Source organism: Paraburkholderia sp. SEWSISQ10-3 4 (genome assembly GCF_030464785.1).
In the GTDB taxonomy this organism is placed as follows: Bacteria; Pseudomonadota; Gammaproteobacteria; order Burkholderiales; family Burkholderiaceae; genus Paraburkholderia; species Paraburkholderia aspalathi.
Window position 1 is genome coordinate 1,081,607 of the sequence record NZ_JALPRI010000001.1, and the last position, 21,916, is coordinate 1,103,522.

12 protein-coding genes and 1 pseudogene are annotated in these 21,916 nt (G+C 61.7%); 10 read left to right on the forward strand and 3 right to left on the reverse strand.

The window, feature by feature from the left end:
• Positions 1–86 precede the first annotated feature (86 nt).
• On the reverse strand, positions 87–2,621 hold the full coding sequence (locus tag M0D68_RS04890) for a heavy metal translocating P-type ATPase (RefSeq protein ID WP_266223900.1): 2,535 nt from the start codon (positions 2,619–2,621) through the stop codon (positions 87–89).
• Positions 2,622–2,988: 367 nt separating this feature from the next.
• Between M0D68_RS04890 and M0D68_RS04895 the strand changes: the two genes are divergently transcribed.
• On the forward strand, positions 2,989–4,410 hold the full coding sequence (locus tag M0D68_RS04895) for a DUF1254 domain-containing protein (protein WP_266223901.1): 1,422 nt from the start codon (positions 2,989–2,991) through the stop codon (positions 4,408–4,410).
• Between the two features lie 297 nt (positions 4,411–4,707).
• Positions 4,708–8,460 (forward strand): DUF748 domain-containing protein, encoded by a 3,753-nt coding sequence (locus tag M0D68_RS04900; RefSeq protein ID WP_266223902.1) that lies wholly within the window; start codon positions 4,708–4,710, stop codon positions 8,458–8,460.
• A 25-nt stretch (positions 8,461–8,485) separates the two neighbouring features.
• On the opposite strand, the gene M0D68_RS04905 is transcribed toward M0D68_RS04900, so the two are convergent.
• Positions 8,486–10,039: a PLP-dependent aminotransferase family protein gene (locus M0D68_RS04905; RefSeq protein WP_266223903.1), complete on the reverse strand. Its 1,554-nt coding sequence runs from the start codon at positions 10,037–10,039 to the stop codon at positions 8,486–8,488.
• A gap of 130 nt (positions 10,040–10,169) precedes the next feature.
• Here M0D68_RS04905 and M0D68_RS04910 point away from each other — a divergent pair, with 130 nt between their 5' ends.
• The 8 genes and pseudogenes from M0D68_RS04910 (at position 10,170) to M0D68_RS04945 (ending at position 19,078) form a co-directional block, all read left to right on the forward strand.
• On the forward strand, positions 10,170–11,267 hold the full coding sequence (locus tag M0D68_RS04910) for an ABC transporter ATP-binding protein (protein WP_175049712.1): 1,098 nt from the start codon (positions 10,170–10,172) through the stop codon (positions 11,265–11,267).
• A gap of 123 nt (positions 11,268–11,390) precedes the next feature.
• Positions 11,391–12,440, forward strand: a complete 1,050-nt coding sequence (locus tag M0D68_RS04915) for an ABC transporter substrate-binding protein (RefSeq protein ID WP_054034777.1) — start codon at positions 11,391–11,393, stop codon at positions 12,438–12,440.
• A gap of 169 nt (positions 12,441–12,609) precedes the next feature.
• Entirely contained in the window at positions 12,610–13,878 is a 1,269-nt protein-coding gene (locus tag M0D68_RS04920) for an ABC transporter permease (protein WP_266223980.1), read from the forward strand.
• A 24-nt stretch (positions 13,879–13,902) separates the two neighbouring features.
• On the forward strand, positions 13,903–14,742 hold the full coding sequence (locus M0D68_RS04925) for an ABC transporter permease (protein WP_093634416.1): 840 nt from the start codon (positions 13,903–13,905) through the stop codon (positions 14,740–14,742).
• A 150-nt stretch (positions 14,743–14,892) separates the two neighbouring features.
• Positions 14,893–15,954 (forward strand): OmpA family protein, encoded by a 1,062-nt coding sequence (locus M0D68_RS04930; protein ID WP_266223904.1) that lies wholly within the window; start codon positions 14,893–14,895, stop codon positions 15,952–15,954.
• A gap of 293 nt (positions 15,955–16,247) precedes the next feature.
• Positions 16,248–16,358, forward strand: a pseudogene (locus tag M0D68_RS04935) (LuxR C-terminal-related transcriptional regulator); the annotation flags it as partial.
• Between the two features lie 453 nt (positions 16,359–16,811).
• Positions 16,812–18,074 carry a HAMP domain-containing sensor histidine kinase gene (locus tag M0D68_RS04940; protein WP_266223905.1) on the forward strand — a complete coding sequence of 421 codons (1,263 nt, stop codon included), beginning with the start codon at positions 16,812–16,814 and terminating at the stop codon, positions 18,072–18,074.
• Entirely contained in the window at positions 18,071–19,078 is a 1,008-nt protein-coding gene (locus M0D68_RS04945; protein WP_266223906.1) for a hypothetical protein, read from the forward strand. Before M0D68_RS04940 ends, M0D68_RS04945 begins: the two co-directional genes overlap by 4 nt.
• Positions 19,079–19,181: 103 nt before the next feature.
• On the opposite strand, the gene acnA is transcribed toward M0D68_RS04945, so the two are convergent.
• The gene (acnA, locus tag M0D68_RS04950; protein WP_266223907.1) at positions 19,182–21,899 is read right to left on the reverse strand and encodes an aconitate hydratase AcnA; all 2,718 of its coding nucleotides are present in this window, start codon (positions 21,897–21,899) and stop codon (positions 19,182–19,184) included.
• Positions 21,900–21,916 lie beyond the last annotated feature (17 nt).

Below are 21,916 nucleotides of genomic sequence, written 5' to 3' on the forward strand. Positions count from 1 at the left end.
TACACCTATGTCAGGATTACGGCCGATTTGCCCATATCTTTAGTATTTTCGAAAGCCTTACGTAATACTGCCCCTTGCCCTGCCTTTCAGCGCGCCGACGCGCCGCGCCAGGTGCGCAGTAGTAGTGCATTGGTCACGACGCTCACACTCGAAAACGCCATCGCCGCGCCGGCCAGCATCGGATTCAACAAACCGAAGGCGGCAAGCGGAATGCCGATCAGGTTGTAGACGAACGCCCAGAAGAGGTTCTGCTGGATCTTGCGCCACGTCCGGCGCGAAATATCGAAGGCGTCGGCCACCAGCGCCGGATCGCCGCGCATCAGCGTGATGCCGGCCGCCTGCATCGCGACATCGGTGCCGGTCGCCATCGCGATGCCGATGTCGGCGGCAGCGAGCGCGGGAGCGTCGTTGATGCCGTCGCCCACCATTGCGACGATGCCGGCACTGCGGATCTTCAGATCGCGGATCACCCGGGCTTTGTCGTCAGGCAGAACTTCCGCGTGGAATTCGTCGATGCCAAGCGCCTGGGCGACGCTCGCCGCGCTGCCGTGGTTGTCGCCGGTAACGAGCACGCTTTTGATGCCCATCTGGGCAAGCCGTTCGACGGCCGCGCGGGCGGTCGGCTTGACGGTGTCGCCGAAAGCGATTAAAGCGAGCGCGGCGGGCGCAAGCGGTGCGCGCTCCATCAGCCAGGAGACCGTGTTGCCGGCGGCTTCGAGCTGTTTTGCGCGCTCGGTGAGTTGCGGCGGCAACTGGATGCCGAGTTCGTTGAGCCAGCGCGTGCTGCCAAGCGCGAGGGTGCGGCCTTCGACGTCGGCTTCCACGCCGCGCCCGGGCACCGCACGAGCGGCGCTGGCCGTGAGCGTCGGAACTCGCGACTCCGTCGCGACCGGTGACGCCACTTCATACGCCTTCACCACTGCCCGCGCCAACGGATGATCGCTATGCCGCTGCACAGCTGCGGCGAGCGCCAGCGCCTCGTCGTGCCCAATGCCGCCGATCGCCTCGAATGCCGTCACCGACGGTTGCCCGAGCGTCAGCGTGCCGGTTTTATCGAACGCGACGATATTCACCCGATGCGCGGTTTCCAGCGCCTCGGCGTCCTTGATCAGCACGCCGCGCCGCGCCGCGCCGCCGGTGCCGGCCATGATGGCCGCGGGCGTCGCCAGTCCGAGCGCGCACGGGCAGGCGATCACCAGCACGGCGACCGCATTCAGAATCGCGGTTTCGCCGCCTGCGCCGGCGATCAGCCAACCCACCAGCGTGAGCGCCGCAATTGCCAGGATCGCCGGCACGAAGATCTCACTGACGCGGTCGACCAGACGTTGAATCGGCGCCTTCTCAGCCTGCGCGCTTTCCACGAGGCGAATGATTCGCGCGAGGGTCGTTTCCGCGCCGATCGCGGTCGTCGTCACCGCAATCGCGCCTTCGCCGTTGATCGAGCCGGCGGTGACCGGATCGGCTGCCTGCTTCGGCACCGGCAGGCTTTCGCCGGTAATCAGCGATTCGTCGATGTGAGTGCGGCCTTCGAGCATCGCGCCGTCCACCGGCACGCGCTCGCCCGGACGCACGATCACCACCGTGCCGACCCGCACTTGCGCGAGCGGTACTTCGCGTTCGTCCGTGCCGACGCGGATACGCGCGCGGTCGGGGCGCAGTGCGTTGAGCGCACGGATCGCATCCGTGGTCTGGCGCTTGGCGCGCGCTTCGAGCCATTTACCGAAACGCACCAGCGTAATCACGACCGCCGACGCTTCGAAATACAGATGCGTCATGTCGCCCGGATGGGTCGCCAGTTCGTAGACGCTGATTCCATAGGCTGCCGACGTGCCGAGCGCGACCAGCAAGTCCATGTTTCCGGCGCCGGCCCGCACCGCACGGAAGGCCGCGCGATAGAAACGCGCGCCGAATACGAACTGCACGATCGAGGCGAGGGCGAACTGCAGCCACGGGGAGAGCATCGCGTGCAAACCGAACCATTCGCCGACCATCGGCAGGACGAGCGGCAGCGTCAGCACGGCGGAGGCGAGCACGGCCGCCAGTTCGCGGCGCGTCTGGCTGCGTTTGCTGTCGGCAGAGGAGGCAAGGGCGGAATTTCCGGCCGCCGACGCCGGCGCGATCAGCGTTGCCTCGTAGCCGGCTTTCTTGACGGCTGCGATCAATGCGTCGGAGGCGACATCGTCATCCGAAGCCACGTCGCTGAGATTGACGGTCGCCGTTTCGGTCGCCAGATTCACCGACACGCCCGCGACGCCCGGCACCTTGGCGAGCGCCTTTTCCACGCGCATCGCGCATGAGGCGCAGGTCATCCCGCCGATCGCCAGTTCCGTCGCGTGCGAAGTTTGCGCCGGCGCAACGTCGGGCAGCGCCGACGGCGTCGCTTCGTAGCCCGCTTTACGCACGGCGCCAGCGAGCGTTTCGGGGTCGACGGCAGCGTCGCTGTCGATGCTGGCTTTTTCTGTGGCGAGATTCACCGACGCGCGCGTGACCCCCGGCACTTTGGCCAGCGCCTTTTCGACACGCATCGCGCATGAGGCGCAGGTCATCCCGCCGATGTCGAGTTCGGTGGTTCTGGAGGGTGTGGCGTCCGCGGGACGCAGCGGCGTGGCAAGTTCGGTCATGGCAGGCAAGGCTCGTCGCGGCATTGGGCCGCATCATGAACCCAGTATTGACCTTCCCATGATGGGAAGGTCAAGGATGTTTTTGCGGTGCGCCTTGCCGACCTGTCGCGTGACCTGGCCAACAGGGCAAGAATCAGTGGGGGAGTGACAAAAATCGTCAACCGTACGCTAAATGATGGCCGCGCGCGCATTGCCAGGCGCTATTCCTGCCTTTGCGCTTGCCTGGTGAGCAAGGATACGATACAACCCGATGTTGTCGGAATCGCGAGCCACCGCCTGGCTGCGCTGGGCTTTGGGAGGCCACGCAAACCGGTTTCGCTGCGCACCGACGTCTCCCTTAGGACCGCACGTTCTGCCACCTGAACGAATGATAAAAAATCGCCGAGAACTGTTTTCGCTTCACTGGACCTGCGCATCGCTCGTAGGCCTCGCATTTCTGGCTGGTTGTGCGTCGACTCCGTCCACGACGCAAAAAGCCAACAGCTGGGTCAAGGACGAAGTCGCCGATTCGTATGTATTCGGCTATCCGCTGGTGCTGATGGGCGTCGCGCGCGACGCGGCGGTCGGCACCGATCCAGGCCAGGCGCCGATCAACACGCTGCGTCACGCGCAGGCTTTGCCGCCGATCGGCGCGTCCAATCCGCTGCAGCCGAGTCTCGACACGCTCGACTCGACCGGCTGGCTGGACGTCGGCACTGAGCCGGTGATCGTGTCGCTGCCCGATTCGCGCGGCCGCTACGTGGACGCCCGCGTGCTCGACATGTGGACCAACGTGGTGTGGTCGACCAGCTCACAGTTCGCTACCCGCGCCGCGGGCATCAAGGCGCAAACGATTGCCTTCGTCGGCCCGGGCTGGCAGGGCGATCTGCCCAAGGGCGTGACGCGTGTCGACGTTCCGACCCGCAACGCCTGGGTGAGCGTACGCATCCAGTCGAACGGCACCCGCGACCTGACGGCGGTGCGCAAGCTGCAGCGCGCCATCCGTATCGCACCGTTGAGCGTCTACGCGGGCGACACGCGCTCTGCATCGATTACGCCGCCTAGCAGCAATGCCGCCGATGCTGCCGCCGCGGCCGCTTCCGGCACGCCGGCCGCGCAAGTCGCCGCGCTCGACGCGAACGGCTTCTTCAGCCGGCTCGCGCAGGCGTTGCCGGACAACCCGCCGGCGCCGGCTGATCCGCATGCGCTGAAGATCCTTTCGGACCTCGGTGTGACGCCTGGCGATCCGGTGAAGCTGCCGAGTCCGCCCGAGGCGATCGCCGCGGGCCTGGCCGACGGTCACCTGCGTGTCGTCACGCCACCTTCCAATCTGCTGACCGGCAACGGCTGGAACTGGTTCGGCGACGGCGTGGGCAACTACGGCCCCGACTATGCAATGCGCGCTTACGCCGCGGCGACCCAACCTGGCATCGGCACGAAGGATGATGAAGTGCGCGCGGTCGTCACTCAGGACAGCGACGGTCATGCGCTCAACGGCGCAAATCGCTACGTGATCCACTTCGCGCCGAACCAGTTGCCGCCGGTGCGCGGCTTCTGGTCGATCACCGCCTACACGAAGGACGGCGCGTTAGGGGAAAGCGCGCCGGCGCGTCTCGCAGTCGGCGATCGCAACGGTGCGCGCCGTAATCGCGACGGCTCGCTCGACGTGACGGTGTCGTCCACGCGCGGCAAGAGTGGCAACTGGCTGCCGGCGCCGCGCGCCGATTTGCAATTGATGCTGCGTTTGTACGCACCGAAGCCGCAAGCGACCGATGGCAGCTGGCAACCGCCGGCCGTCGTGCGTCAGTGAATTGCCGCCGACGTCGATGAAGTTCGCCAGTGCAATGCCTCGGTGAAGCGGGGCAGCGAAGTGCTGGTGTGAAGTCCATGAATGTTATGCGTCACTGCTGTGACAGTGAGGTATGAGTGACGCATAGACCAACGCGTGTCCGCCGCTTCGTGCCGGCGGACATGCGCTGCAGTAGCGTGCAACAATGTGTAAGCCACGGCTTACATTTCTAGGCCGCGTAAGATTCACCACTTATACTGCCGCTTGCGGGATTTTCGTTTCGCGGCGGGCTTGCCGCCGCATTACCCAAGACCGAGCATGGCAAGCCTCAATAAAGCATCAATCGCCTCTTCCATGCAGACCGTGCGCGATGTCGCGCAGTCACGCCGCACCCGGCGTGTCATCACGGGTCTGCTGATCTTCCTCGTATTGTTCGGTCTGCTGGGCTTTTTCGCGGCGCCGCCGTTGATTCGCCACATTGCCGAGCAGCAACTCAGCAAGCAACTCGACCGGCCGGCTACGATCAGCCGCATCGCACTCAATCCGTACACGCTCAAGCTCGAAGCCGATAGCGTGCATATCGGCGAGCGCGGCGGCGCGGGCGACTTTGTCGATATTGCGCGGCTCATCGTGAAGCCGTCATGGAGCTCGCTGTTTCGTGGCGCGCCGATCGTCGATGAAGTGCAACTCGATTCACCACGCTTTCATATCGTTCGCTACGACGCGCAGCGCTTCAATTTCACCGACCTGATCGAGAAATTCTCGAAGCAGCCGGCCAAGCCCGATAGCAAGCCGACCTTGTTTTCGGTGTCGAACATTCGCCTCGAAAACGGCCAGATTACGTTCGACGACAAATTGCTCGGCGCAACGCACGTGATCGATCAATGGAAGCTTGGCATTCCTTTCATCGCTACGCTGCCTTCGAAAACCGACATCTTCGTCGAGCCGTTGCTGCGTGCGCGTATCGACGGCAGTCCGCTCGCGATCGACGGCAAGACCAAGCCGTTTGCAGCGTCGCGCGAATCGGAGGTGTCGCTGCGCTTCGACGGGCTCGACGTGCCGCAGCTCATCTCCTACGCGCCGACCAAGCTGCCTGTGGTTGTGCAGAGCGGCAAGCTATCCACCGATCTCAAGCTCAACTTCGTGGTCTCTAACGACGCTCCCTCGTTACGCGTGGCAGGCACCGTCGACTTGAACGATGTGGACGTGCGCGATCAGAGCAAGGCGCCGTTCTTCGCGGCGCGCGCGTTGCATGTGGCTGCCGGGACGCTGGAGCCGTTGAAGAACCTGTATCACATCGACGAGATCCGCATCGACGCGCCAAGCGCCAATCTTGCGCGTGATAAAGACGGCGTGTTGAGTGTCGAGCGGATGTTCGCGCCTGCGCCTACGGCGGGGGCTTCGGCATCGGCGCCAGCGTCTGCGTCCGTTGCGGCGTCGGGTAGCGGCGCCACGGAAAAGGCCGCACAGCCTCTGGACCTGTCGATCAAGCGTTTCGTGCTCAACGACGGCACCGTGAACGTTCACGATGAAGCTGCCTCGCGTCCGGTTGACGCCGGCCTGCAGAAACTGGCCGTCACGCTGACCGATTTCTCGACGCTCGCTACCGCCCCCGCGCATTACACGCTCAATACCGATTTCAAGGACGGCGGCGGCTCGCTCGGCGTGGCCGGCGCGTTCGGCCTTGTTGCGAAGACCGCCAGCGCAAAGGTCGATTTGAAGTCACTGAAGTTGCCCTTGCTGCAACCGTACCTCGACACCGCGACCGCCGCGCAAGTGGTGGACGGCGCACTGTCCGCCAACGCGAATGTCGGCGCGAACTGGTCGAAGTCGCCGGTCGCAGTCATGGTCACCGATACACAACTCAATCTGCAGTCGCTCAAACTCGCAGCACGCGGCAGCAAGGAACCGGTCGTCTCGCTCGCGCAAGGCCAGGTGACGGTCAAACAGGTGGACGTGGCGGGGCGTACTGCCGATATCACCGGCGTCGATACGACCGGCCTGGTGGTCAATGCGCAACGTCTGAAGGACGGCAGCATCGACCTCGCCGCGCTCGCGGGTCCGCATCAGGCCGAGCAACAGCGCACGGCGATCCATGCGGTGAAGAAGGCGGAGGCAGCGGGGCCCGCGTGGCACTACAAGATCGGCGAACTTAACCTGAAAGACGCGACCGCGAATTTCACTGACAACACGACGCCGAATCCAGTGAAGCTGAGCGTGACGCCGTTGCAATTGAAGGTGCAGCAGATCAGCGACGATCTGAGTAAGCCGTTGCCGGTCGATCTGCAAGCCACGCTCAACAAGAAAGGCACGCTTGGCGTAAAGGGCAATGTCACGGCGACGCCGCTCAAGGTGGCCGTCAAGGTGAACGCGAACCGCCTGGATGCGGCGGCCTTCGAACCGTACTTCGGCAGCAAGCTGAATGCGCTGATCGCGAGCGCGTTGCTCAATGCGAATGGCGATCTCGCGCTGAGTCAGGCGAAAGCGCTTAAGGCGACATACCGCGGCGATGTCGCGCTCGTCGACGTGCGGATGATCGACAAGGCGACTTCGGACCCGTTCGCAGGATGGAGTTCGCTCGCGCTGACCAATCTGAAGGCCGACTACGACGAACACGGCACTGTGGTCGACGCGGGCCGCGTTACGTTCACGAAGTTCTATGGGCGTGTGCTGCTCGACGCGCAAGGCAAGCTCAATCTCAAGGATGTGGTCGCGCATGAAAGCGGCGCCGCGCAATCGCTGACACGCGACAAGAGCGGCGGCCATGAGCCGGTGCCGTTGACGCCGCAGGCTGCGTCGGCGCCAGAGCTGGCTTCCGCGCCGGTACCGGCGTCGTCGGCAACGCCGGCCACAGTGACGGCCGCCACGCCGCCGCAACGCCCCGTCAAACTGCACTTCGGCCAACTGGTGCTGCAACAGGGCCGCGTGACGTACACCGACAACTTCATCAAGCCGAACTTCACCGCGAACCTGGTTGGCATTCAAGGCACGGTCGGCGCGTTCGGCACGCAGTCGACTACGCCTGCGCCCGTGGACATCGCCGCGAAGCTGGCGGCGAATGGTCCGCTATCGATTCGCGGCACCGTCAATCCGCTGATCGCGAAGCCGGCGCTCGACCTGACTGCGAGCGCGCACGATATCGAGCTCACCAATCTCACGCCGTATTCGGCGAAATACGCCGGCTATCCGATCACCAAGGGCAAGCTGAACGTCGATCTGCACTACAAGCTCGATAACGATCAGTTGAATGCCAACAATCATATTTTCATCGATCAGCTTACGTTCGGTGACCACGTCGAGAATGATACGGCGACCAAGCTGCCAGTGCGTCTCGCGATTTCGCTGCTGAAAAACTCACGCGGTGAAATCGATGTGAATCTGCCGGTGTCGGGTTCGTTGTCGAATCCGGAGTTCAGCATCGGCGGCCTCATCTGGCATGCGGTGCTCAATCTGCTGCAGAAGGCGGTAACGGCGCCGTTCTCGCTGATCGCCAACGCCTTCGGTGGCGGTGGCGAGGAGTTGGGCTATGTCGAGTTCGAGCCCGGGTCGGCGCAACTGTCCGACGCTGCGGACAAGAAGCTCGACACTATCGTGAAGGCGCTGGCAGACAAGAGCTCGATTCGTATCGATCTGATTGGCCGCGTCGATCCGGCGATCGACGGACCGGGCCTGCGGGCGCAGTACGTCGACCGCCAGGTCAAGCAACAGAAGATCAAGGACGTGGTGGGCAATGGCGAAAGCGTGGATCTGTCGACCGTTACCGTGGATCCGAAGGAATACGACAAGTACTTGACCAAGGCCTACAAGGCGGCCGACTTCAAGAAGCCGCGCAATTTTGTCGGTTTGACCAAGAGCCTGCCGGACGACGACATGAAGGCGGCAATGGCTGCCAATGCTCCGATCGACGACGCCAGCTTGCGTCAGCTCGCCCAGCAACGGGCGCAAGCCGTGCAGCAGTATTTCGAGGGCAAGATCGACAGCAGCCGCGTGTTTATCGTCGCGCCGAAGCTGGACGCTGATGGCATCAAGGACAAGGGTGCCACGACGCGGGTGGACTTTGGATTGAAGTGATGCGTTGTGTGGCGATGCGAGCCGGTTAAGCGGCTCGCGTCGGCACCTTCTTCAACGCCGTCTGCTCGATCACGCGCGCGAGCGTGTCGAATGCTGGACCGATCTTCTCGTTCGGCACGCAGGCGTAGCCCAGCAACAGTCCGCGTCGCGCGGGCGTCTCGCTGCTGTAGTAAGCGGCGAGCGGTCGCACGATCACGCCGGCATCGTAAGCGGCTGCCGTGACGGCGCGATCGTTCGCATGATCGGGCAGCCCAAGCACCAGGTGCAGCCCGGCCTCGTCGCCCATCACCGGCAGTTCGTTGCCGAAACGCGCGGTGATCGCGTCGATCAGAATCTGCCGGCGCTCACCATAGAGCGCGCGCATACGGCGTACGTGCGATGTGAGATGGCCGTCCATGATGAAGTCAGTCATCACCGCCTGCTGCATCAGTTGCCCCTCGCGATACAGCTCGGCCACGCCCGTGCGGAACGTATCCACCAGATGTTCCGGCGCGATCATGTAGCCGATCCGCAAACCCGGAAACAGCATCTTCCCCAAACTTCCCACGTAGATCACCTGGCCGGCGTCGTCGAGTCCTTGCAACGACGCGAGCGGACGGCTGCCGTAGCGGAATTCGCTGTCGTAGTCGTCCTCGATGATCCAGACGTTGTGTTGGCGTGCGTATTCGAGCAGCGTGCGGCGCCGCGCGAGACTCATCACCATGCCGAGCGGATATTGATGCGACGGCGTGACGAGCGCCAACCGCGGCGGCTGTTGCAGATCCTGCTCGCGCGGATTGAGGCCCTCGTCATCCACCGGCACCGGCACTAGCGTAATCCCCGACGATTGCAGCACGCTGCGCGCGCCCCAATAGCACGGCTCTTCTACCCACGCGCGATCGCCGACGTCGGTCAATAAACGCACGGCCAGATCGATCGACTGATGAATACCCGTCGTGATGATGATCTGATCGGGCGTGCAATTCACCGAGCGCGCGACGCGCAGGTAATCGGACAGCGCCCGCCTTAACGGCCGATAGCCGCCGCCCGGCGCATAGGTCAGCAGATCGGGATTGGCTTCCTTCCACAACCTTGCTTGTAAGCGGCTCCATGTGCGCGCCGGAAACTCAGCGACGTCGGGCACGCCCGGCATGAACGCGCCCCATTGCTTAGCGGACACGCCTGCCTGATCGATGAGCCTGCGTCCGCGCATGGAGAGGTCGCCTAGATCGCGTTTGGGCGGCTTCAAGGCCTCGGCGGCTTGATCGGCGCTGTCAACATTGACACTCGCCACTGTCGGCTTCTTGCGTGCATTCACTGCTGCCGCGTCCGGCCGCGTGTCGGCGACATAGGTGCCGCTGCCGGTGGTCGAGATCACATAGCCTTCGGCGGTAAGCTGGTCGTAGACGTGCAGCACGGTGTTGCGCGCGATGCCGAGGTCCTCGGCGAGCGTGCGCGAACTGGGCAGCTTGGTGCCAGGCGGTAGCTGACCGGTCAGGATGGCCTGCTGCATCAGCCGCAACGTCTGTCTGTAGACCGGTTCGGCGGCGGCGCGGTCGAGTCGCGCGGCAAGCCAATCCGACAAGATCACGGTGTCCAAGTGGTTCTATCCGGAATAATGAAATGGTTCCATATTGTAGAACCGTAAGGGACTATAGTGAGCCACGCAATTAATGCAATCCCGCTGCTTTGCAGGGGGAGCCAGCCGGACCGCAGAGGAGACTAGTGCGATGAAAACCGATGACGTGATCGTCAGCTTTCGGGGTGTGCGCAAGACGTACGACGGCGAAACGCTGGTCGTCAAACAACTCGATCTGGATATCTATCAGGGCGAATTCCTGACGCTGCTCGGGCCGTCCGGATCAGGGAAAACCACATGTCTGATGATGCTGGCGGGCTTCGAATTTCCCACCGGCGGTGAGATTTGGCTCGACGGCACGCTGCTCAATACCGTGCCGCCGCACAAGCGCAACATCGGCATGGTGTTTCAGAACTACGCGCTGTTTCCGCATCTGACGGTCGAGCAGAACGTCGCGTATCCGCTCACGGTGCGCAAACTGTCGGCGGAAGAGCGTGCGCATCGCACGAATAACGCGCTGAAGATGGTGCGCATGGAAAGCTTCGCAAAGCGCTACCCGGCGCAGCTTTCCGGCGGCCAGCAGCAACGTATTGCGTTGGCGCGGGCGCTCGTGTTCGAGCCGAAGCTCGTGCTGATGGACGAGCCGCTCGGCGCACTCGACAAGCAGTTGCGCGAACACATGCAGTACGAACTTAAATCATTGCACGAGAAGCTCGGCGTCACGTTCGTGTATGTCACGCACGATCAGGGCGAAGCGCTGACCATGTCCGACCGCGTTGCCGTGTTCGATAAGGGCATCGTGCAGCAACTCGATACCGTGGATCGTCTCTATGAATCGCCGTGCAACGAGTTCGTTGCGAACTTCATCGGTGACAGCAACAAGCTGCGCGGCACGATTGCGAACGTCGACGGCGAGTACTGCGAGTTTCATCTGATTGACGGCACGCGCCTCACGGGACGCAATATTGGCGGTGCGCGGGCGGGCACGCCGGCGGTCGCTTGCATCCGTCCTGAGCGCATGAAACTCGCCAATGGCGTGTCACGGCCTGGCGCCAATGCACTAAGCGGCGAAGCGCGCGGGCTGATTTATTTCGGCGATCACGTGCGGATGCGCTGTGGTTTGCCGGAGCAGGACGAGTGCTTCGTGAAGGTGCCGCTCGGCACCGATGCACTCGAAACCTTCGCACCTGGCGCGCCCGTCGCGCTCGAGTTTGCGCCTGAGCATCTGCGAGTGTTTGCAGGCGCGTGAGCGCGTGCAATGCACGGGTTGCAGGTCGTCGACGCAGGCAAAAGAAGCAGTTCACCTAAGCAGCACATAACAAGTCGCACTGTACGTAGCTTGAAGCACACCACCAAAGGAGAGCAACACACCATGAGCAAGATCGGGAAATCGCGCTGCGCCATCGCTGTCGGTGCTGTGGCGCTCGCGCTGGGCGCCGCGCAAGTCAATGCAGCTGAACTGACGGTCGTCAATTTCGGCGGCGCGAATGGCGACGCGCAAAAGGTCGCATTCAACCAGCCGTTCGAAACGCAAACCAGCAATAAAGTGACCGCCGTTGAATACAACGGTGAGCAGGCCAAAGTGAAGGCGATGGTCGAAGCCAAACACGTGAATTGGGACGTGGTGGAAGTTGAATCGGGCGACATCGGCCGTGGTTGCGACGAAGGCCTGTACGAGAAGCTCGACTGGTCGAAGATCGGCAAGAAGTCGGACCTGATTCCGGAAGCACCACAAACCTGCGGCGTGGGCTTCTTCGTGTGGTCGACGGCACTCGCGTACAACGCCGACAAGCTGAAAACCGCGCCGGCTGGCTGGGCCGACTTCTGGGACGTGAAGAAATTCCCGGGCAAGCGCGCGATGCGCAAGGGCGCGCGTTACAACCTCGAATTCGCGCTGATGGCCGACGGCGTGCCGCCGAAGGACGTCTACAAGGTGCTTGCCACCAAGGAAGGCCAGGACCGCGCGTTCAAGAAGCTCGACGAACTGAAGCCGAACATCCAGTGGTGGGAAGCGGGCGCACAGCCGCCGCAATTCCTGGTCGCGGGTGATGTGGTGATGTCGACCGCGTACAACGGCCGTATCGATGCCGCGCAGAAGGAAGGCAAGAACCTCAAGGTGGTGTGGAACGGCAGCATTTACGACCTCGACTACTGGGCGATTCCGAAGGGCACGCCGAACAAGGCGCTGGCTGAGAAGTACATCGCGTATTCGATCTCGTCGAAGCCGCAGCAGGACTACGCGCACAACATTGCGTATGGTCCGGTGAACGTGGCGGCCATCAAGGCGCTCGATCCGAAGACGCTGTCCAATCTGCCGAACTCGCCGGCTAACGGCAAGAACGCCGTGCTGCAGAACCTCTCGTTCTGGACCGACCATGGCGATGAGCTGGAGCAACGTTTTTCGTCTTGGGCTTCGAAGTAATTAGCCAGGTGTGAGAAGGCGCGGCTTTTATGGTGAAGCCGCGCCGCGTCAATGCAATGAAACAAACGCAAACGCATGTCTTCGCGATGTGCGCGAGCGGCCGGATGCATGGGATCGGAGTAAGGGCTAGCGCGCTAACTCCGGATCGAGGAGACGAGGTGTGACTACGATGACGATCGCCGCCGATTCGACGCCTGAGTCGAATGTTCGACTTAAGCGAGAACTGAAGGCCGCAGAAGCAAAGAAGCGCGCAATGGCGCTGTTGCTGATTGCACCGCTCGCCATTTTTCTGCTGCTGATTTTTGTCGTGCCGATCGGTGCGCTATTGACGCGGGCCGCGCAGAATCCGGAAGTGATGAACGCCCTGCCGCATACGCTGAATGCGTTGAGCGGTTGGGATCGCAAGGCGCTGCCGCCTGACGCCGCATACTCCGCGCTAGCTGTGGACCTGACTGCGATTGCCGATAGCGATGGCATGGGCGCGCTGGCGCGGCGGCTGAACGTGGAAATTCCAGGCTATCGCTCGCTGGTCGCAAAATCGGCTCACGCCATGCCGTTCGTCGACGACAACAACAAGCCGTTGACGCTCGCGCCGGCCCAGATGCACGCGAAGTTCGCCGAACTCGACGAACGCTGGAACAACGTCGCGTACTGGCAGGCGATCGCGAAGAATTCCGGTGCCTACTCGCCGTTTTATCTGCTGGCCTCTTTGGACCACAAGCAGGACGGATTCGGTCACATCATCGAGACGGATCCGGAGCAACAGATTTATCTCCACGTATTCAGCCGTACCTTCGTGATCGGCGCAGTCGTGACATTCTTTGCGCTGCTACTCGGCTATCCGCTTGCTTACTGGATTTCGACGCTCTCCGATCGCCGCGCGAATCTGGTGATGATTCTCGTGCTGATTCCGTTCTGGACATCGATCCTCGTACGCGTTGCTGCATGGATCGTGATTCTGCAAAGCGAAGGGCTGGTGAACAAGGCGCTGATTGCGAGTGGCATTTTGCACGATCCGTTGTCGTTGCTGTTCAACCGCACCGGCGTGTACATCTCGATGACGCACATTCTGCTGCCGTTCATGATCCTGCCGCTGTATAGCGTGATGAAGTCGATCCCGCCGACCTATCAGCGCGCCGCGATCTCGCTCGGCAGTCATCCATTCGCCGCGTTCTGGCGCGTGTATGTGCCGCAAACTTATCCGGGTATCGGGGCGGGCGCACTGCTTGTGTTCATTCTTGCGATCGGCTACTACATCACGCCGGCATTGCTCGGCGGACCGAATGATCAGATGGTCAGCTACTACGTCGCGTACTTCACCAACGTGACGATCAACTGGGGCATGGCGTGTGCGCTCGGCGGTTTTCTGCTTGCCGCGACGCTCGTGCTGTATGTCATCTATGGGCGCTTCACGCGTTCGTCCCTGAGCCTCGGCTGATCGCCTGAACGGAGCTTACTCGCGATGAAACTTGCCAAGCCCTTGTTTGCGCCGCATACGTCCTTGATCGAGCGCGTGTGGTATTTCGCGTTGCGCGCGCTTGCCGTGCTGACGCTGCTGTATTTGATCCTTCCGGTGCTGGCGATTGTGCCGTTGTCGTTTTCGTCCAGCACGTTCCTGGTGTATCCGATTCCGGGTTGGTCGATGCGCTGGTATGCGAACCTGATCGGGTCCGATGAATGGCGCATGGCGGCGAAGAATAGCTTTATCGTGGCGCCGTCGGCGACTGTCGTGGCGACGGTGCTCGGCACGTTGGCTGCGATCGGCCTGACCAAGGCGAATTTCCGCGGCAAGGCATTGCTGATGGCGGTTCTGATTTCGCCGATGATCGTGCCGGTGGTGGTGGTCGGCGTCGGCATGTATCTGTTTTTTGCGCCGCTTGGTTTGGCGAATACGTATATCGGGCTGATTCTCGCGCACGCGTCGCTCGGTGTGCCGTTTGTGGTGACGACGGTCGCGGCGACATTGCAAGGCTTCAACTACAACCTGGTGCGCGCGAGTTTGTCGCTGGGGGCGAATCCGGTGAAGACGTTCTTCCGTATCACGCTGCCGGTGATTGCGCCGGGGGTGATTTCGGGTGCGCTGTTTGCGTTTGCTACGTCGTTCGATGAAGTGGTCGTGACGCTGTTCCTGGCTGGGGCGGATCAGACTACCTTGCCGCGTCAGATGTTCACTGGTATTCGCGAGAACATCAGCCCGACCATCGCGGCGTTGGCGACGATTTTGATTGTGTTCTCGACTTGTCTGTTGCTTGCGTTGGAATGGCTGCGGGGGAGGAATGCGGCGCGGGCGGTGGCGGCGTAAGCGTCGCGCCCGATGACAGCTGTTATGCCACACGAATGCAAAAGCGTGGATTTTCCGACATGATTCTAAGAATGTTCCCATTCCGTCTCGTGCTGCGTCTCTTCATACTCGGAGCCTTCTTAAAGAAGATGCGCTCGACGCAGAAGAGCAATGAAATTTCAGCTAACGCTGCTAGCTTTTGCACTGGCCTTGTCAGGCTGCGCGGATCACGCCGCGCGTGAACGTCTCGGGATTGAAGATGCCACGGTGCTGAAAGCGGGAATCGGCACATCGCAGGACGAGGCAGCAGGCGCGGCAAACGCGCAATGGGTTGGCGCCTATGCGTCAATCGTCAGCAGTCGCACCGCGCTGGCATCGTTGCAACAGCGGATCGATCAATTGCCCGGCGGCAAGAGCGGCTACTTCCACGCGAAGGCACAGTGCTGGATCGATGCCGGTCAGCAGACGCAGCAGGCTAACGATCACTGGGGCTTCGTTGAGGAAGCGATCGGCCAGGCCGCGGTGATCACAATGAGCCTTGAAAACGGCACGCCGTTGTCCGCCGCTAACCCGGTCTTACGCACGGTGTCCACCGTGCGTCCTGATCTGTGGAAAATCGTCAATACCATCAAAGGCGATCCTGCCTTCGCCCAGTGTCCCCAGGCACAACAACCTCTTGCATGTGCTGAAGTCGAACTGCTGCAAGCAGGCCATGACGCTTGGGCGCGTAGGTTCTCCGCTGCTGAACAGCGCTTACCCGAGGTTCAGGATAATTTGCGGAAGTCGGCGGAAACGGCGTTGCAATGCTCGCAGGCGAAAGCGACGCCTGCATCGGCACCCGCAGTACAGGAGCCTCAAAAGATTACGCTGCGGGCCGACTCCCTGTTCCGTTTCGACGGCAGCAGCGAGGCTGCGATCCTGCCGGCTGGCAAGCGACAACTCGACGGGGTGGTCACGGGCTTGAAGCGGGCCCCAACGGTACGCGAGCTAAAGATCACCGGGTTTGCCGACCGACTCGGAAGCGATACCCACAACCAGAGTCTATCGTTGCAGCGTGCGCAGACAGTCAGGCAGTATCTGCGCAACCACGGCGTGACGTTGCCTATGACCGCGCAAGGCCAAGGCAGTGCGAATCAGTTAGTCACCTGCCAGCAAACAAAGCGCGATGAACTGGTGCGGTGTCTTGAGCCAAACCGGCGCGTCGAAATCGAATTTGTGCTGGCCGAGTCGTAGCGTGCACATGCATCAAGAATCACCGTCGGTATCTATGGACGCCAACGTCGCGCAGCAGCTGGTCGATATTTCGACTCGCACATGTTGTGTCCCGGCTCCGTTGTGAGCCTCCTGTAATCTCAATTCTCCATAGTCTCTCACCGCAAAGCAGAAGTGCATTTGTGTGCACATCTGGCAAGAATACTTACCGGCGGCCTGCCTTCTCATTTTTAGGGCGCATGGGGTTTCTTCTCGATCGATTCAGATTTTGGGGCTCGCGCATGGTGACAATTGACGTGATAAGGGGATTTTTAATGAGCGACAAGACCGTGAGCACGTACAAGAGCCGCATTCAGGAAAAGCTTGGGCTGTCGTCGTTGGCCGCGCTAATCGAGTTTGCGACATTGCACAGACTGATCGACTGAGTTTTTCGGGTTATGAAAAAAATGAGTCGGCTTGGTTCTCCAGCGGACACGCGTAGTCGTGCATCACGCTTCTCGCAGAATGCGGGACTTACGTCAATCCGCTTTGCGGCGGTTTTGGGCGGCCTTTGTGCGTTTGCGCTGCTGTGTATGTTCTCGCTACGGGCCAATGCGGCACTGCTAGCCGACGGTGCGCCACGCATGCTGTACCACAACAATTCGCGTCCGGCTGTTGTGCTGGCCGCGCGAGATGCGGTGGCCCAACTCGGGCAACCGGCTCACGGCACTCATTCGCGCAACGAGACTGTCGCCAGCGCGCCCTTCGTGCTTGCATCGCGTGATAGTCGCTATGTCACGGGCCAACCGGCAACTGGCGCACGTGACACCGAGATCGATCGGCAAACGTGGGTATTGGAGCTCGCTGCCCCCGCGGTTGTAGCGCTTGCCGGTGCGTGCTTGTCTCGCGCCGCGCTGAGGCGCGCTGCGGAGAAATGGCGTCGCGCTGAAGATGAATGGGCACGCCGGTGCGATGCAGCCGAAGCACGGGAGCAGGCTGCGCGTGTCAAGGCATCCATCCAGGCACATGCCGCCGCAAAGCAGGAGCAGCTCTGGCTGCTCGGCGCGATGCGTCTCTATACGGAAGCTCCGTTGACCGCCGTAACGGGTCTGTTTGAATCGCTCGAAACCGCAGCGATGCCGTCTGCTCAACGCACGCAGATGTTGATGATCCAGTCCGCGATGCGTACGTGGGCCCAAACGCTTCACGATCTGATGGATATTTCGCCGTTGGAGTCACGAACCATCGTTCTAGACGAAAGTGTGACGAATCCGCGGGAGGTCATCGATGGTGTCATCGCGCTGTTGGCTCCTGCTGCCGCGCAGCGAGGCTTGCGTCCGAGTGTGAGCTTTGACCAAGCGGTGGCGACGCTGATACTCGCCGATAGTGCGCGGCTTGGTCAGATTTTCTTCCACCTGCTAAACCACGTGATTCAACTCGGCACACAGGGCGAGATTGCCGTCGTTGTGCAGGCGGAACTACTGAATGCTGGTTCGCAGCGTATTTCTATCAAATTGATGGATACCGGACGTGATGCAGTTCACGTTGCCCAATTGCCACTGTTCGAGCCGATCGTTGATCTAGCGTTCGCCGGAGAATGGCCCGCCAACTTGGACGCTTGCTTGTCGCTTTGCCAGATACTGGCGCAGCGTATGCAAGGCGAACTTTTAGTCACGAGCGATTCAAAATCCGCCACTCGTGTGAGCTTCAGTGCGCCGTTCAGCGTCGAGCAATGGGGGCCATCCGCGGAATTGACGAGCAACGCACGGGCGCCCCTGTTCACCATCGCCGCGCAGTCGCGGGACGTTGCCACGAGCTCCTCATTTGAACCCTTCGAACGTCGCTATCTCGACGCGCTGTCGGAAGAGGGTATCAATCTCTACACATTTCTAAGTGCCTGGCGTCGTTCGATGACGGACGATCTGGAGCGCCTAGGCGGCTTGCATCACCAGCATGACATCGATGGGTTACGCACCTTGCTGCACAGATTGAGTGGGGCCGTGGGCCTCGTCGGTGCAGGCAGTCTGATGGAAGCGCTACGGAGCGCTAGTACGGCACCGGAGCACGAGACCAGTGCAATCGACTCGCTCATCGAGCGCAGCAGGACTTTGGTCACGCAACTCGACACCGCGATCGACCCACACCGGAGCATCATGCAATGAACCGACCTCTGGCCTTGATTGAAGGTGCTCTGGCGATTCCGAAACCGCGCCCATTCGACGGCTTGCCGCCTCCTTTCGGCTCGCGACGACGTACCGCGCGAGCCGCGACACAAGACGCCACGCAACCTATCGCTCAAACCGAAGCACAGCGGGCGCTGCAGGACGCAGTGCAACGCCGGCCGCAGCAGGCACGACCGGGTCCGTTTCCTCCGGGCGCGAAGCTTTTCTTCTATAAAGTGCCGCCGCGACGCGTGGCTTCCCACGGCTTTGACGCGGCGCTGGCTGAAGCAAAGCGCTACCTTGAGGCAGGCAGGGTACGTCCGCGCTCGTCGCGGTCGGACCACATCCTCGGTGGGGCAATCTTCGTGGGTTGCAGTATCGCGCTGGCCTGGTTGCTGGCGACATGCGCGATGCGAGACGCCAATAAGGCGAGCGAACTGGCTCTGAGACCAGCGGTTCCGCCGGCCGTCAGCAGTCCACACGTTGTCGATCCACAAGAACCGATTGAGCTGGCTCAGTTGGCAGTTGAAGAGATGCAGACGATTTCGGGGAGTGTGCCTTCAGCAGCTAGCGCGGTGCCAAAGACAAGCACCGTTGCAGCGCCACCGTCCGCAAGCTTTGCAAAGCGCTATGCGGCGGCAGATGTCGTGCCAGCACCTTCCCGCGAGACCACGACAACCCGCCTCGCAAAGACGGAACGCAAAGTCGCGGTCGCACGTATGACCGAAGGGCATGTCAGCGAGCGGCTCGCGCTGAGCCGTGCCGTTCGCCCGGCCGCGGGACCTGCTGTGTCGAAGCAGCCAGAATGGGCCACGCGTCCGTCAGCCGAAAACGACACAGTCGACCAGGCAGCGTTGCTCAACTGGGCCAAGCAGTCACGCTCACATGTCACCACGCGCGCCACCGTACCGGCCCAAGGAGACGTCGACTGGACCACCCACATAACCCAACGCCGCATCACCGACGATCCCGCCGCCTTCCACACCGACCGCGGCGGCAAATAAAAAAAGCCCGGCCAAAGCCGGGCTCTCAAATCGGCTGCGTCCTTCCACAAGGACGCAGCACCTGCAAAACAGCTTGCAGCTACTGCATACGTTACCTAATACCTTAAGCAGCCAGCAGCGAACGCAACACGAACGGCAGAATCCCGCCGTGCTTGTAGTAGTCCACTTCGATCGGCGTATCGATACGCAGCAGAACCTGCACGCGCTTTTCCTTGCCGTCCTTGCCGTGAATCACCAGCGTCACTTCCTGCTGCGGCTTGAAGTCTGAACCCAGGCCTTCCACGTCAAACGTCTCTTCGCCGGTAATACCGAGCGATTGCACGCTATCCGAACCCTTGAACTGCAGCGGCAGAACGCCCATGCCGACCAGGTTCGAACGGTGAATCCGCTCAAAGCTGCGAGCAACCACAGCCTTCACGCCCAGCAGTTGCGTACCCTTCGCAGCCCAGTCACGCGAAGAACCCGTACCGTACTCTTCACCCGCAAACACAACCGTCGGCGTGCCCGCGTCGATGTACTTCATCGCTGCGTCGTAGATCGACTCTTGTTCGCCGCTCGGCTGGTGAATCGTCAGGCCGCCTTCCACGCGCGTGCCGTCTGCCTTCGCCGGGATCATCAGGTTCTTGATCCGGACGTTCGCGAACGTGCCGCGCATCATCACGTCATGGTTGCCGCGGCGCGAGCCGTAGCTGTTGAAGTCGGCCTTCTGCACGCCGTTTGCCTTCAGCCACTTGCCTGCCGGCGAGTCTTCCTTGATCGAGCCTGCCGGGCTGATGTGGTCGGTCGTGACCGAGTCACCGAAGATGCCCAGTGCGCGTGCGCCCTTGACCGGAGCGATGCTGTCGGCCGGCGTCATCGAGAAGTCCTTGCCGAAGAACGGCGGCTCAGCGATGTAGGTCGACTTCGGCCAGTCGTAGACTTGACCTTCTTCGCCTTCGATTTTGCTCCACAGGTCGCCCTTCTTGGTCAGCGACGCGTAGTTCTTGCGGAACGCATCTGCGTCCAGCGCGAACTTGAGCAGTTCATTGACTTCTTCGCTGGTCGGCCAAATGTCGCCCAGGTAGATGTCCTTGCCGCCCTTGCCCTTGCCGACCGGTTCGGTCATCAGGTCGCGCGTGATGTTGCCGGCAATCGCGTAAGCGACGACCAGCGGCGGCGAGGCCAGGAAGTTCGCGCGAATGTTCGGGTGAATACGCGCTTCGAAGTTACGGTTGCCCGACAGAACCGCTGCCGCGACGATGTCGTTCTTCGTGATCGCTTCGTTCAGTTCCGGCGTCAGGTCGCCTGCGTTACCGATACAGGTCGTGCAACCGTAAGCGGCCAGCGTGAAGCCGAGCTTGTCGAGGTACTTCATCAAGTCGGTCTTCGTCAGGTATTCCGTGACGATGCGCGATCCCGGCGCCAGCGACGTCTTGATGTGCGGCGCGACCGTCAGGCCGGCTTCCACAGCCTTCTTGGCCAGCAAACCAGCGGCCAGCAGCACGCTCGGGTTCGACGTGTTCGTGCACGACGTGATCGCGGCGATCAGGATGTCGCCGTTCTTCACGTCGACGCCGTTGCTCGTCGTGTATTGCGCGTCCAGATCGGCTTCCTTCTTCGCGAAGCCGTTTTCTGCGACCGGCTTCGAGAACAGGTCGCTGAAGGTCGACTTCACGTGACCGATTTCGATACGGTCTTGCGGGCGCTTCGGACCTGCCAGCGACGGCGTCACCGTGCCGAGATCCAGCGTGACGACCTTGGTGTAGTCGATCTGGCCAGCCTTCGGAATACCGAACAGACCCTGCGCCTTGAAGTAGTTTTCGAAGGCGGAGATTTCTGCGTCGGTGCGGCCCGTGCCCTTGAAGTAGTCGATGGTTTTTTCGTCGACCGGGAAGAAGCCCATGGTTGCGCCGTATTCCGGCGCCATGTTGCCGATCGTCGCACGGTCCGGCAGCGACAGCGACTTCGTGCCTTCGCCGAAGAACTCGACGAACTTGCCGACAACCTTTTCCTTACGCAGCAGTTCCGTCACGGTCAGGACCAGATCGGTCGCCGTCAGGCCTTCGCGTAACTTGCCCTTCAGTTCGACGCCCACCACGTCCGGCGTCAGGAAGTACACGGGCTGGCCGAGCATGCCGGCTTCAGCTTCGATACCGCCCACGCCCCAGCCCACCACACCGATACCGTTGATCATGGTGGTGTGGCTGTCGGTGCCGACCAGCGAATCCGGGTAGTACACGGTGTCCGCGCCTTCGGCCTTCTTGTGCACGCCGCGTGCGAGGTATTCCAGGTTCACCTGGTGAACGATACCGACGCCCGGCGGCACGACCTTGAACGTGTCGAATGCCTGCATGCCCCACTTCATGAACTGGTAGCGCTCGTTGTTGCGCTGGAATTCCAGTTTCATGTTCAGGTCGAGCGCGTTCTTTTCGCGGAAGTGATCGATCTGCACCGAGTGGTCGACCACCAGATCAACCGGGACCAGCGGTTCGATCGACTTCGGATCCTTGCCCATGTGTTTCGCGACACCGCGCATTGCAGCGATGTCAGCGAGCAGCGGAACGCCGGTAAAGTCCTGCAGCACGACGCGCGACACCACGAACGGGATTTCGTCGACGCGCGCTGCGGTCGGCTTCCAGTTCGCGAGTTGCTCGATGTGTTCTTCGGCGATCTTCTTGCCGTCGTAGTTACGCAGCACCGATTCCAGCACGATACGGATCGAAACCGGCAGGCGGTCGATCTTGATGTTCAGTGCCTTGCCGAGTTGCGGCAGGGAGTAGAACTTGCCTTTGCCGGAACCGCTGTCGAATTCCTTGAGCGTTTTGTGGAGGTTGTGGGCCATGGTGTTTTCCTTGGTTT